Origin of the sequence: Brevibacillus sp. RS1.1, from assembly GCF_013284365.1 — a bacterium.
Lineage (GTDB): Bacteria > Bacillota > Bacilli > Brevibacillales > Brevibacillaceae > Brevibacillus > Brevibacillus brevis_D.
Genome location: NZ_JABSVA010000011.1, coordinates 13,226 through 26,452, shown reverse-complemented (window position 1 = coordinate 26,452; position 13,227 = coordinate 13,226). Strand labels below are relative to the sequence as shown.

Below are 13,227 nucleotides of genomic sequence, written 5' to 3'. Positions count from 1 at the left end.
ATTTCACCTTTTAAGGAATGAGATGCCTTATGAAAAGCAATGAGCACTTTATGCAGATGCTACTCGGGCTATCCGAATGGGAGACGGGGCGCGAACAAAAGATCGGTATACAAGAGTTGTCCCATCTTCTATGCTGTACACCCCGCAATGTGAAACTGATTTTGCGCAAATGGGAGAGTGAGGGGCTTCTTTTATGGAAGGCAGGGGTAGGTCGGGGCAATCATTCGAGGCTCACGATTCTCTGCGATATCACTGACTTTTTGGCTAGTTACTTTCAGAAGCGACTGATGGACGGAAAAGTTGGGGAAGCAGTGGAGCTTTTGCATCATAAAAATTTGCCTGCGGGTGCGAAGCGGCTTTTGCAGGAAACATGGGACAGTCAATTCGGATTTGTTGCAATAGAGAACGATAAGAGGAGTCAGGAGATTTTACGTATTCCGCGTGAACGAGCTTTTTCCACCGTCGACCCTGCATTCGTAGCAGTAGCGGCGGAGAGTCATTTTATCCAGCAAATCTGCCACACGCTTGTCATTTTCGATTTGGCAACACAAGATTTTAAGCCCCAGCTAGCCTATGCTTGGGAAAGAAATCTGGATATGACTGCTTGGACCTTCTATTTACGAAAAGGAGTCCGATTCCACCATGGTCGTGTACTGACAGGAGAAGATGTAACCTATACCGTTCAGCGACTGATTCAGCTGGATTCGCCGTATCGTTGGCAAGTGGACGATATCGATTGGATCGAACAGCGAAATGACGGAGCTATTACTTTTCATCTGCGGAAGCCAAACGGTTTTTTCTTGCATTTAGTATCTTGCATCGGAATGTCGATCTTGCCGCATGATGTGCCGTTTTCGGAGTCTGCAATTGTAGGGACAGGCCCGTTTCGGATGGTCGAATTTACAGAGGATCGGTTGGTATTGGCAGCGTTCGACGACTATTATCGGGAGCGGGCGATTCTGGATCGGGTAGAAATCTGGCGAGTACCGGGATCATGTTCTTCGAAGCAACGGTATCAGCTCTCGCTGGCTGAGGATGAAGCGACGGAAGATGATAGCAAATCTTTGGAGGTTCAAGAGGTAGGCTGTCACTATCTGAACTTCAACTTTCGAAAGCCAGGTATTCAGCACGACTTCGCTTTTCGCCAGGCGATCAAACTACTGATCGACCCCGTACAAATGATTCGAGAACTGAAAAAAGAGACGTGTACGCCTGCCGGAAGCTTTTTGCCGGAGAGAAGCCAACGCATGCACTTTTCCTCCCATACCATAGAGGAGGCGGCTCATTGGCTACAAAAAAGCGCGTATCAGGGCGAGGCTGTCTTGTTGAGTTTTAACGACGCGAAAAAAGAGAGAGAAGAAGCAGAGTGGCTTCAGGAGAGGTGTCAGCGGGTTGGCATTCGACTTGAATTGCAGGGCATTACGAAAGGTCAGTTCTTGTCGTACGATACAGCTCAACATGCCGATATGGCTATGATGGGGGAAGTCCTGCAACGTGATATCGAGCTGGGGCTGATGGAGATATACAAAAACAAATGCTCCTTGGTACATCGTTTTTTAGATGATGACAGGCTGGCGATTGTTGAGGAGCGGATGTCAAAAATTCTTCAGCTACAGGACAGCAAAGAACGTATGCGGGCGTTGGAAAAGATGGAGGACATACTTAGGGATGAGGCGTGGCTGCTTTTCCTGTACCATACGAAGCGATTCGATCACTACCATCCCGCCTTGCAAGGAATTGCGGTCGATTCGTTTGGGTGGATCGACTTTTCCAAGCTGTGGGTAAAATCATTCGTTACCAGTCTGTAACCCTTTCCTGCCGAACATTTCCTATCATAGTAGGGAACTTTAGATAAGGAGGCGTTACCGTTGAACAAAAGCGTAAACAAAGGGATCTCAGTGCTGCTAGCCACTGCGGTACTGGCAAGTCCAGTGATGCTCGAGCCAAAAGCGGCTTATGCTCTCTCTATCGAGGATGTTTCTGCAGACAGTACACGTGTGGACGAGGAAACAGAATATACGATTGAGTTTGAAATCAATAAGGACCTATCATCGGGCGACAGTATTTTCGTTAGGTTCCCATCTGACTATTCGGTGGATAAAAAATTAAAAAAATCGGACGTCACGCTAAAAGATGACGATAATGACAAGATTTCGATCGACAGCGTATCCGTAAGCAAAAATGTGGTTGAGGTCGAAGTCGATGAGAAGATCAGAAAAGGCACTGTGCTTACACTAACCATTGATAATATCACCAACCCGGAAGACAAGGGCAGCTACGAGATCGAAGTGAAAACAAGTGCGGAGACCAGCTACAAGGGCGAAAAGATTACGATCAGCAAATCTTCGAGCAGTAGCAGCAGTAGTAGTAGCAAGGGTGACTTCGAGGCTTCCCCAAGCAGTAAAAATGCCGAGGACTCCATCTCCTTAACGCTCGGAAAATTTAATCTCAGCTCAAAAAGCAAGCTGAAAGAGGGCAAATACATTTATGTCAATTTCCCCTCCAAGGACATGCTGCCAAAGAGCATCAGCAAATCTGATGTGAAGGTAAACGGGTACAAACCGGATTACGTCTCGATTCTCGACAGCGACTCGATTCGGATTGAGATCCCGAGCGGTGCAGACGGAGATAGCTACATAAAGCTGGAGTTTACCTCTTCCGCGGGAATTGTAAACCCATCGAAACCAGACAAGTACTATTCGTTTGAAATTGAATATGACAGCAAAGAATACAAGTCAAAAGATGTAGAGATTACAAACACAAGCAATACGCCATTCACCGTTTCTTTGTCGGATAGTGCAGCGGGAGCGCGTACGAGCTATACATTTGACGTGGATCTTTCCAACAAGCTGGGGTCGAACGCAGAAATCGAGGTCGAATTCCCAAATGGAGTAACCGTTCCACCGGTTCTTACCAGTAACAGCGTCACCGTCAATGGCGCACAAGTGACGAATGTAAGCGTGTTGGGGAATAAGGTTTATTTCCGCACACCTTACGGATTCACTAGTACGAATCGCGCGAGCATCAAGTTTGCATTCGAAGGCTACTTGACCACTCCGAGAACAGCGGGAACCTATACCGTGACAGCCAAGATCGACAATAAGACCTATAAATCGAAGGAATTTCAAGTTTCCGGAGTGACTCCACCAGTTGCGGTGGATAATACATTGGCAACGGTTGGGCTGACGAGAGCGACTGCCTCTACTCCTGCTGGTATTTCAATCGGCATCAAAGCTATGGGTGCTCCGATTGTTCGTAATCAGGGCTTCATTGAAGTCGTACTCCCAGTTGGCTTCCGTGTTCCAGCTTACTTGCCAGCGAACACAGTAACGGTGAACGGTGTGGCCGCTAGCTTTGTTGGTGTACGCGGACAAAATCTGATTATTATTCCTGCCCAGGATATTCCGGCAAAAACAGTAGCTCAGGTCAATATCGCCGAGACTGCTGGCATTGTGAATCCAGCTACTCCAGGCGTGTACAGCATTGGCGTCTACAACTCCGAGGAGAGAGGCCTGCTCTTCTCCCGTCCGGCGACCATCGTGGCTCTGAATGGCGTGAGCTTCAAGCAGAGCGTCGCTTCCTTTACGAAGGCTGGTAAAACAACCGGACTCGCAGTGGCACCGTATACCGTAAATGGCAACACGCTAATGCCAACTACGTTTTTCCGTGATGCCCTCGGGTTTTCGATCAGCTACACCAAAACAACGGCAAAAGTCGTGAGCGGCAATACGGTCATGCAATTCAAGGTCGGTTCAAACGTAGCGACCATCAATGGCAAAAATGTAACGCTGCCTGCAGCGGTTCAGTTGAAAAACAACGTTCCTACCCTGCCTCTGAAAACCATCACGGAGCGTACCGGTTACAAAATCATCTACGTGAACGGGAACTACACCGTTTACAAGTAAAGATAGTGAGACGAAACCCCGTATTTATACGGGGTTTTCTTTTGTGTATGGACCGTTTTTGTTCTAACAGGACATCCCTCCCCATACGATAGTACAAGAAGGGTACGCGAGGAGGGAGTAATCATGAACGATCACACGAGACGGCCACGTCATGAAGTCGTGATGATTAATCGTCGCAGCTTAGCGATTTCGGGAGTAAAAAACGTCGAAAGCTTTGACAGCGAAGAATTCCTCTTGGAGACGGACGGCGGCTTTTTAACCATACGAGGCCAAAACCTGCATATGAAAAATCTGAGTCTGGAAACCGGAGAAGTAGCGATCGAGGGGCTCGTTCACGAGATGGCCTATCTGGAGCAAGGGCAGGCCGGCGATCGGTCGAGAGGATTCTTCGGCAAGTTATTCAAGTGAACATCGTCATCCAGTTGCAGACGGTATTGGCCATGTCGACGTGTGGTGCACTGATGGGTATGGGATTTGATACGTACCATGTATTTAAGGGCAAGGCCAGACTGCCACTCTGGTTGGTCTTTTTCTTTGACATCCTTTTTTGGGTGGGCAGTATGGGCGTTGTCTTCTTAGTTTTGGTGAAAGTGAACGACGGGATCATTCGGTTTCCGATATTTTTTGGAATGATATTTGGCGCGTGGCTATATTTCTTATTAGGTAGTAAGAAGTATATCCTTTTCTTGCACCGCGTGATAAAATTCTGTCAGTGGTTTTACCGTACGGTCGTAAAAATTATAGACATCCTGCTAGTACGTCCTGTCCTCTTTCTTTTCCGCGTGATCATCATGGTGCTGACATTTTTGTATTCCGTGTTGCTCGGGATCCTCGGCTTTTTGTGGAAAGTGACGCGTTTTGTCACCTCTCCTTTTGCCAGATGGGGTCAACATTTGGGGAAAAAAATGTACGGAAAAACAACAGGATTTTGGACCAATTGGAAGAATTGGTTTCACTCAAAGAGAAAGCGGGAGTAGATTCGAGGTGGCGTACTGATGAAGGAATCAAGAACCTCTTCCATTAACCGAAAAGGGCAAAGAAGGAGAATGCGTCTCTTTTTCTTTGTGATCCTGTGCTTTTTCGTCTGGACTAGCTATACCTTGTTTTTGCAAAGTGGCGAGTTGTCCAAGAAGGAGACAGAGCTGGGAGTCTTGAAGCAAGAATCAGCTGTCTTGCAGCAAAAGCAAGACGATCTGACCTATGAAGCAAGTCGGTTAAACGATCAGGAGTACTTGGCAGAGCTGGTACGTAAGCGAATTTTGTTTACCAAGCAAGGCGAAAGCATCTATATGATTCCGGATTGAGTATACAGCTGCTCTTCAACGAGAGGGAAACATTCCGCGTCGGAGCGTGTGTTCATCTGCCAGGCGATGTGACCGGACTGGTGCATATTAGTGAAATTGCTGACGTCTACGTCCGGGACATCCATCCATTTTTAAAAATAAGTCTTCGTGAGGCAAGATCAGCCACCCCGCTATCAGCGGGAACAGTCCCTCTTGAAGAAAAGCGTAGAGAAAAAGGGCCGCAGTCGGCCTTTTTTAATTCCGAAAATTATGACTTTTCTTTCTTCGTGGAAAGTGCATTTTGAATGTAAAAATAGGAAGGTCATTTCAAAGTCTTGACGAATACAGTATCCTAAGCCCGTTTCGCAAAGCGCGAATCACCTGTCAGCCGACGTTATCCGCCATAACGTCGGTTTTTTTTGTCCATTTGCGTTACTGAATTTGTCGCACGATTCCGTGAATATTCATTGGATTTTTGACAAATTTTACAATGCCCCCTCCGTATAATGGAGAAACACATTGACAAAGAACGGGGTGGAGCGAAATGATTGCGAACAAAAACGTAACACAAGCCGGACATGCTTGGACGCGGCAAGTGTCCGATCGAATGGGTACCACTGCCCAGACGTGGGGAGAAAAAGTAGCAGATATCATAGAGAAGTGGAATGTTCTCCCCATCCTTATGGGCTTCTTATTAGGACGAGCTCTGATCGTGGAGGAGCTAACTCCCTTTGCTATACCGTATTTCATTGTCATGTTTTATATTCGTCGAGATTGTTTGCTTGTCACGGGGATGGCTCTTATTATCGGTGCTTTTACCCAGTCAGTGCCAGTTGGACTGGAAACCTCTTTGAGCGTGATACTTGCTTTCTTTGCCTGCAAACTGATGAATAAAATGCGTAAGAAAGATTTTTCACGGACGCCTTTGCTGGTTGTTGGGACGATTTTCATTAGCCGTCTGTTGTATGCGGTGCTGACCAATCAAGTAACGACTTACGAGCTCGTGATGGTAGCAGTAGAAGCGATCCTTGGTTTTGTGCTGACGCTCATATTCATTCAGTCCTTATCGATCATTCATTTGGCGAAGCCTTATGAGCCTCTCAAAAATGAAGAGATCGTTTCGTTAGTCATTTTACTGGCTTCCCTGATGACGGGTACTGTGGATTGGATGGTCGAAGGCATTTCGATGGAGCATGTACTTTCACGCTATTTGCTACTCGTGTTTGCTTTTGTCGGTGGTGGCACGATCGGTGCGGCTGTTGGTGTGGTTACAGGTCTCATCCTCAGTCTGGCTAATGTGAGTGCTCTTTTACAAATCAATCTGCTTGCTTTTTCCGGTCTTTTGGCAGGCTTGCTGAAGGAAGGCGGCAAAGTGGGCGTATCTGCAGGCTTATTAATCGGTACGGCTATTCTCGCGATTTACGGTGGAGCAGAAGAGACACTCTACTTCTCCTTGATCGAAACCTCCTTGGCCATTGTGCTCTTCGTTCTAACCCCTGCCGCTATTTGGAAAAAAGTAGCCAGATTTATCCCCGGGACCCCTGAGAATCTACAATCCCATCAAGAATATATGCGCCGAGTCCGCGATGTGACGGCGGGCAAAATCCAGCAATTCTCCGACTTGTTTACGCAACTTTCCCATAGCTTTGCCCAAACCGCCGATCCTGAAGAAATAGAAGAACAGGCTGATGCCTTTCTCAGCCGTGTATCTGAATTCACCTGCCAAAAATGCTGGAAAAAAGAACAATGCTGGGAAAAAGATACACAATCGACCTATGAAGGCATGCGCTTTTTAAGGGAAAAAGTGTACGAGCACGGTACATTGGCTGGGGTTACACCGCCCCGTGATTGGGAGCGTAAGTGTGTAAAAACAGAGAAGGTCATGACTGTGATGGAGCAGGAATACGATCGCCAGCAATCGTTTGACCAACTGAAAAAGCAGATAAAGGAAAGCCGAATGCTCGTAGCTGACCAGCTATCTGGAGTCTCTCGGGTCATGAGTGATTTTGCCCGGGAAATACAGCGAGAGGGAATGGAGCTGAGCTTTCAGGAAAAGCAGGTCTCACAAGCATTGGAGGGCTTGGGTCTGTCGGTACGCCGCGTAGAAATACACAGCTTGGAAGAAGGGAAGGTCGATATCGAAATCAGTCAGCCGACTTGCTATGGCCGCGATGAATGCGCGAAGATCGTGGCTCCCATGCTCACAGAGATACTGGGAGAAAACATTGTGGTTCGCGAGCGGCATTGTGAAGCACAAAAAGACGGTTCATGCACGATGTGCCTTGCTTCCGCCAAAACGTATGAGATCGATATCGGGATTGCAGGCGCAGCCAAAGACGGCAAGCTACTATCTGGTGACAGCTTCCGCACGATGGATTTGGGGAATGGAAAAATGGCGCTGGCGATCAGCGATGGAATGGGAAATGGCGAGCGGGCATCCATAGAGAGTCAATCAGCCCTTGATATGCTCCAGCAGCTTCTGCGTTCTGGCATGGACGAAAAAATTTCGATCAAAACCGTTAATTCCGTGCTCGCTCTGCGCTCCAAGGAGGAAATGTTCGCGACGGTGGACTTGGCTCTGATCGATTTGCAAACCGCTCATACCCGTTTTGTAAAAATCGGCTCCACCCCGAGCTTTGTCAAAAGAAATAAAGATGTCATCACGATTACCGCCAACAACCTGCCAGTTGGGATTTTGGAAGAAATCGAGGTGGATGTTGTATCTCGTATGCTCAAGCCTGGTGATCTGCTCGTCATGATGTCCGACGGTATCTATGAAGCGCCTCGCCATATTGAAAACAGGCAAGCGTGGATGAAGCGAATCATCAGCGAACTGGAGACGAATGATCCACAGGAGGTCGCTGATTTACTATTGGAAAAAGTCATTCGCCAGCATTCCGGACAAATTGTTGATGACATGACCGTGTTGGTGGCGCGAATTGACCGCTTTGTACCACAGTGGGCTGCCATCGCGGTACATGGCATGGAGAAGCTGGAGCGTCCTCGGATTGTGAGTTAGGAGTATGTTTTCTCTATTACCCGTCGATACTGTTGCTAAAAATATCCTGCGAAGTGAAGTGGATGAACGTTCGCTACACGGAGCTGGGACTGACAAAACAGATCGAATGGGGAGATTATTGTGAAAGAAGCGACACTTCGTCAAATACTGGTAGTGACAGACGGTTGCTCCAACTCAGGGATGAGTCCCGTTGCTGCGGCGGCATTGGCAAGGGAGCAAGGAATTACGGTTAATGTGATTGGCGTAATTGACAAGAGTGAGTTGGGTGAGAAAGGGGAGAAGGAGATCAGGGATATTGCGGAAGCAGGAGGTGGACTCTGCGACATCGTGTATCCCCAACAGCTTGCACAAACGGTACAAATGCTGACGCGAAAAGCAATGACGCGCACCATTCATCAAGTGGTAAATAAAGAATTAAAAGAGATTTTGGGCGATTCCGGAATAGAGGAGCTGGCACCTGATAAAAGAGTGCAGGTTGCCGGGATGGTTGACGAGTTGGGTGAAAGAAGCAGCTTGAACGTCGTGATGCTGGTCGATACCTCAGGAAGTATGAAGCCAAAGCTGTCGGCTGTTCAGCAAGCGATTCACGATTTCAGTATCAGTCTGCATTCACGGAGTGGCCATAGCAGAATGGCGGTCGGTTCATTTCCGGGGAAACAAAAGCATCTCGATATCCGCATTCCGTGGACAGAAAAGGTCGAGCAGGCCCATCAAATTACGAGTGATTTGGCAATGAGCGGAATTACTCCTACAGGCCCCGCCATCGTAGAGGCAATTGCCCTGTTTGAGCAGGACAAGCTCCCACGCTCACTGCAAGATCGTTACATCGATCAAGACGATGAGGACGATTCGAACGGAATGCTGCGTGACCATGTCTTTTAAGGCAGCCACCCCCGACCTGCCCAAGCACTTTACAGGCAAATGGAACAAAAAATCGTACCACGTCTTACGGGAGTTGGGGCGTGGTGCAAACGGGACCGTGTACTTGGTATCCCAAGGTGGCGTACAGCGCGCGGTTAAGGTCGGTGTGGAAGGGATGGATATTTTAATGGAAGTGAATGTGTTGAAAAGCACACAGCAGGGGCGGGATTCCGGAGTGGGACCGCTCCTGTGCGACGTAGATGATCTCGTTGTAAACGGGAAGGCCTGTACGTTTTATGCGATGGAGTATCTTCAAGGCTTACAACTGGATGAATATATCAAGCAAGAGGGTACGGACTGGGTGGCCGTGATGATGGTTCAATTGCTGGCTCGGCTGGATGTTTTGCATCAGCATGGCTATATTTTTGGCGATTTGAAACCGCAGAATGTGATGGTTACCCAAACGGACAAGCAGGTACGCTTGATTGATTTCGGTGGAGTGACCAAGCTGGGCAATGCGGTTCGGCAGTTTACAGAAGAGTATGATCGAGCTTTTTGGCACGCAGGTGATAGACGGGCTGAAGTAAGTTACGACCTGTTCTCGACAGCCGTGATGATGGTGCGTCTGACGGTTGGACCGGAAACGTGGAAAAACAGCCATGGTGACCCACGTCACACGATATTACTCTGTGATATAATACGAAAAAGTGACAGCCTGTATCCTTACCGAGAGCCTCTATTGAAGGCTTTTCACGGTAAGTTTGCGACCGCGAAAGAAATGCGAGCGGAGCTGTTGGCAGTCTTGCGAGATAGCATGGGCGCAAAACCGCAAAAGTCGCAAAAGAAAGCGCGGGCGAAAGGGAATGTAGGCGCGGGCATTAGCGGTCTTTTTGTCGCCTCGTTACTCCTATTGGCTGGTACTTTGTATTACGCATGGTTTATGTGAAGGATGTGACGGTTCGTGTCCTCAGATTTGGTGATGGATACTTGCTTGTTGGCAGGCTCGATTATTTTGAAAAACGGTGGAGAGACTTACCGGACGGAAGAGACAATGGCATTGATCGCAAAGGCTGCTGGGATGGATGATGTAAACAGCTCGGCAACGCCCACTAGTATCATCCTGTCCTTTCGTTGCAGTGGATTCGATCATACAAGAATGGTTCGTACCCCCAAACGTACGACCAACCTCAATAAAATAACGCTCGTGAATGATGTTTCCCGACAGTTTGTCGGTGGGAAAATTAATTTGGAGCAAGCCTATCGGACGCTGCGTGAGATCGATCAGAAAAAGCAGATCTATCCGAAATGGTTGCAGCATCTAGCAGCCGCTACGGCCAGCGGCTCCTTTGCTATGCTTGCAGGGGGAGATTGGGGCAGTCTGGTTCCCTCTGCGATAGCCGGGTTGATTGTGAACCTGAGCCAGGAATATTTAGAACAGTTTGTCCGGATGAAGTTTTTTACGGAGTTCTCTGCCGCTTTACTAGGAGGACTTTTCGCGTTGTTGACCGTGACGGTCTTTCCGCAGTTGCATTTAAGCATCATTATTATTGGTGCGATGCTTCCGTTGTTTCCGGGGATCGCCATCACTAACTCACTTCGAGATTTGATGGCTGGTGATTTGGTTGCAGGTGTTTCACGCGGGGTAGAAGCGATGCTGACAGCTGTCTCCGTAGCGGTAGCCACAGCCATTATTCTTTCGTTTACGAGGTGAGTACGATGTTGTTAAAAGGATTGGCGCTTAGCTTCGCCTCCTCAGTAGCGTGGTGTGTGCTATTCAATGTGCCGGTTCGAACAATCGTAGCGGCTGGTTTAGCCGGAGTGGTCGGGTTTCTCGTCTACTCCATTCTTCCGATCTACGGTGCAGAGGTCTTGCTGTCGACGTTTGTTTCAGCTGCTGTTGTCTCTTTGCTCAGCCAGCTCTTATCTATTATACTGCGAGTTCCTTCTACGAATTTTAGCGTCGCAGGCATTATTCCACTGGTGCCGGGATCGTTGGCTTACAAAGCCATGCTTGCTTTTGTAAACAACGATTATGTCGGAGGGATTACTCAGGCGACCAAGACATTGATGGTGGCTGGCGCGATTGCTTCTGGACTTATATTTGGAATTTCGGTTCTGACGATCTGGAAAGGAGCCCGCTATGCTGGCAAGCGTGCGCAACGAGATTGAGGCCGAGGGGCTTTTGCTTCCAGGTGAGAGTGTTGTTGTCGGAATATCCGGCGGTAACGATTCTACTGCACTGTTGCATATATTGGCTTCTCTCAATAAACAATACCAGTATCATTGGAAGCTGCATGCTGTCCATCTGAATCACGGCTTTCGTGGGGAAGAGGCAAGGCAGGACGCACTCTATGCAGAAGAGCTGTGTCGTGAACTCGGCGTGGTTTTCCACCTATTTGAGTATGACGTCCCCGCTTATATGGAAAAGACGGGATTGGGCGGGCAAGAAGCGAGCCGCGACATTCGCTATCGGCTGTATCGAGAGGTAGGTCTGGCGCAAGGAGCGACCAAGCTGGCATTGGCCCACCATGCTGACGATCAGGTGGAAACGATTCTCTTTCGTTTTGTGCGAGGTAGCAGATTGCATGGACTGACAGGGATGCCGAAGCGAAGAATGCTTGCGGATTGCCCGATTGAGCTCGTGCGTCCGCTCTTGCATAAAACGCGTCAAGAACTGGAAGGCTACTGTCGGGAACATCAACTCGTCCCTCGTGAGGATAGTAGCAACCAATCGCGCAAGTATACGCGCAATCTGCTACGTCTGGATGTCATGCCTTTATTAGAAAAAGTGAATGACAAGTATCGAGAGCATATCTTGGCAACTGCAGAGGCAATTCGGCAGGACGAAGCGCTTTTAATGCGGCTGGCGAATGAGCAGTTGGAAAAGGTAATGATTGAGAAAAAACCTGAAGCATTTTTGATGGACAATGACAAGTTTCAAACTTGTGACGTTGCTTTACAAAGGAGAATGATTACTCTAATATTAAGTTATCTCTCAAAACATACCGAATGGTCTTCGCAACATGTGGAGACCGTTTTGCACATGCTAGGGGGAAGTCGCCCTTCTGCGGAATTGCATTTGCCCAATGACCTGGTAGTCGACCGGGTGTACGAGCGAATCACTTTTCGTCGTAGAAAGCGACAGGATCGCATACATACGTATAGTTACGAACTCGCCGTTCCCGGTGTAACCTGGATCGACGAGAGCAAGGCCACGGTACATATTACTTACCTGGAAGGTCCCATGGATTGGGAGCGACTCTCGGCAAATGAAGCGGTCTTTGATGCCGATCAGTTGCCAGGATCGCTGTATTTGCGTAACCGAAAACCTGGAGACCGCATCACCCTGTTTGGCTCAGCAAATGGAAAAAAGCTAAAGGATTTATTGATTGATGCCAAATTTCCACGAGCATGGCGTGACAAGCTTCCGCTTTTGACGGCGGGGGATGAGGTGATTTTGGTACCAGGTGTGCGCCGTTCCGCCGTAGCGCCTATCAATGGACAGACCAGGCGTTTTCTACACGTGCGGGTAGAGTTTGGAGAAGATTGGCGGGAGGTTTTTTCATGAATCAAGACATCGAGAAGATTTTGCTATCAGAAGAGGATATTGCAGGTAAAGTTCGAGAACTGGGTGAGACGCTGGCTGCAGAATACAAGGATAAAAATCCATTGGTCATCTGCGTGCTGAAAGGCGCAGTCATTTTTATGGCTGATCTGATCCGTCACATGAGCATTCCCTGCGAAATGGACTTTATGGCAGTTTCCAGCTACGGAAGTGGAACAGAGTCCTCTGGCATGGTGAAAATCTTGAAGGATCTCGATACATCTGTGGAAAACAGACACGTACTGGTTGTAGAAGACATCATGGACAGTGGACTGACACTGAGTCGCTTGGTAGAGCTGTTGCGCCATCGGGAAGCTGCTTCTGTAAAAGTGGTGACTCTCCTGAACAAACCAGAGCGTCGCAAGGTGGATATTTCACCGGATTACAAGGGTTACGATGTTCCAGACGAATTCGTTGTGGGATATGGCTTGGACTATGCCGAGCACTACCGTAATCTGCCTTATATCGGTGTATTGAAGCCTGAGGTCTACACGAAGTAGGTTTGTTGTGGAGACCGTACTTTCTATGATAAAATGTGAAAAGTGTCTGTTCGTG

At 48.3% G+C, this 13,227-nt stretch carries 12 protein-coding genes and 1 pseudogene; all 13 read left to right on the top strand.

Annotated elements, in window-relative coordinates; translation table 11 throughout:
* Nucleotides 1–29: 29 nt before the first annotated feature.
* The 13 genes and pseudogenes from HP570_RS24785 (at nt 30) to hpt (ending at nt 13,172) form a co-directional block, all read left to right on the top strand.
* Nucleotides 30–1,808 (top strand): SgrR family transcriptional regulator, encoded by a 1,779-nt coding sequence (locus HP570_RS24785; protein ID WP_173627498.1) that lies wholly within the window; start codon nt 30–32, stop codon nt 1,806–1,808.
* A gap of 60 nt (nt 1,809–1,868) precedes the next feature.
* A complete protein-coding gene (locus HP570_RS24780) occupies nt 1,869–3,905 on the top strand; it encodes a copper amine oxidase N-terminal domain-containing protein (RefSeq protein ID WP_173627497.1) in 2,037 nt (678 codons plus the stop codon).
* A 123-nt stretch (nt 3,906–4,028) separates the two neighbouring features.
* Complete coding sequence (yabP, locus tag HP570_RS24775; RefSeq protein WP_007726414.1) at nt 4,029–4,313, top strand: sporulation protein YabP; 285 nt, start codon at nt 4,029–4,031, stop codon at nt 4,311–4,313.
* Nucleotides 4,310–4,882, top strand: a complete 573-nt coding sequence (yabQ, locus tag HP570_RS24770; RefSeq protein WP_173627496.1) for a spore cortex biosynthesis protein YabQ — start codon at nt 4,310–4,312, stop codon at nt 4,880–4,882. The genes yabP and yabQ overlap by 4 nt, the downstream gene beginning before the upstream one ends.
* An 18-nt stretch (nt 4,883–4,900) precedes the next feature.
* Complete coding sequence (locus HP570_RS24765) at nt 4,901–5,209, top strand: FtsB family cell division protein (protein ID WP_012683885.1); 309 nt, start codon at nt 4,901–4,903, stop codon at nt 5,207–5,209.
* Nucleotides 5,206–5,347, top strand: a pseudogene (locus tag HP570_RS29715) (hypothetical protein); the annotation flags it as partial. The gene HP570_RS24765 and the pseudogene HP570_RS29715, both read left to right, overlap by 4 nt.
* 385 nt (nt 5,348–5,732) lie before the next feature.
* The gene (gene spoIIE / locus HP570_RS24760; RefSeq protein ID WP_173605664.1) at nt 5,733–8,207 is read left to right on the top strand and encodes a stage II sporulation protein E; all 2,475 of its coding nucleotides are present in this window, start codon (nt 5,733–5,735) and stop codon (nt 8,205–8,207) included.
* 120 nt (nt 8,208–8,327) lie between these two features.
* A complete protein-coding gene (locus HP570_RS24755; protein ID WP_173627495.1) occupies nt 8,328–9,089 on the top strand; it encodes a vWA domain-containing protein in 762 nt (253 codons plus the stop codon).
* A complete protein-coding gene (locus HP570_RS24750) occupies nt 9,046–10,014 on the top strand; it encodes a serine/threonine protein kinase (RefSeq protein ID WP_173627548.1) in 969 nt (322 codons plus the stop codon). The genes HP570_RS24755 and HP570_RS24750 overlap by 44 nt, the downstream gene beginning before the upstream one ends.
* Before the next feature lie 15 nt (nt 10,015–10,029).
* Complete coding sequence (locus HP570_RS24745; RefSeq protein WP_012683889.1) at nt 10,030–10,779, top strand: threonine/serine exporter family protein; 750 nt, start codon at nt 10,030–10,032, stop codon at nt 10,777–10,779.
* 5 nt (nt 10,780–10,784) lie between these two features.
* Nucleotides 10,785–11,237 (top strand): threonine/serine exporter family protein, encoded by a 453-nt coding sequence (locus HP570_RS24740; protein WP_012683890.1) that lies wholly within the window; start codon nt 10,785–10,787, stop codon nt 11,235–11,237.
* Nucleotides 11,209–12,636: a tRNA lysidine(34) synthetase TilS gene (tilS, locus tag HP570_RS24735; RefSeq protein WP_173627494.1), complete on the top strand. Its 1,428-nt coding sequence runs from the start codon at nt 11,209–11,211 to the stop codon at nt 12,634–12,636. The genes HP570_RS24740 and tilS overlap by 29 nt, the downstream gene beginning before the upstream one ends.
* Entirely contained in the window at nt 12,633–13,172 is a 540-nt protein-coding gene (gene hpt / locus HP570_RS24730) for a hypoxanthine phosphoribosyltransferase (protein WP_012683892.1), read from the top strand. The genes tilS and hpt overlap by 4 nt, the downstream gene beginning before the upstream one ends.
* Nucleotides 13,173–13,227 lie beyond the last annotated feature (55 nt).

Excerpts from the sequence above, each read along its gene's own strand:
- HP570_RS24750 (WP_173627548.1), top strand. The coding sequence starts at position 9,046 with ATGAGGACGATTCGAACGGAATGCTGCGTGACCATGTCTTTTAAGGCA.
- HP570_RS24740 (WP_012683890.1), top strand. The coding sequence starts at position 10,785 with ATGTTGTTAAAAGGATTGGCGCTTAGCTTCGCCTCCTCAGTAGCGTGG.
- tilS (WP_173627494.1), top strand. The coding sequence starts at position 11,209 with ATGCTGGCAAGCGTGCGCAACGAGATTGAGGCCGAGGGGCTTTTGCTT.
- spoIIE (WP_173605664.1), top strand. The coding sequence starts at position 5,733 with ATGATTGCGAACAAAAACGTAACACAAGCCGGACATGCTTGGACGCGG.
- hpt (WP_012683892.1), top strand. The coding sequence starts at position 12,633 with ATGAATCAAGACATCGAGAAGATTTTGCTATCAGAAGAGGATATTGCA.
- HP570_RS24785 (WP_173627498.1), top strand. The coding sequence starts at position 30 with ATGAAAAGCAATGAGCACTTTATGCAGATGCTACTCGGGCTATCCGAA.
- HP570_RS24765 (WP_012683885.1), top strand. The coding sequence starts at position 4,901 with ATGAAGGAATCAAGAACCTCTTCCATTAACCGAAAAGGGCAAAGAAGG.
- yabP (WP_007726414.1), top strand. The coding sequence starts at position 4,029 with ATGAACGATCACACGAGACGGCCACGTCATGAAGTCGTGATGATTAAT.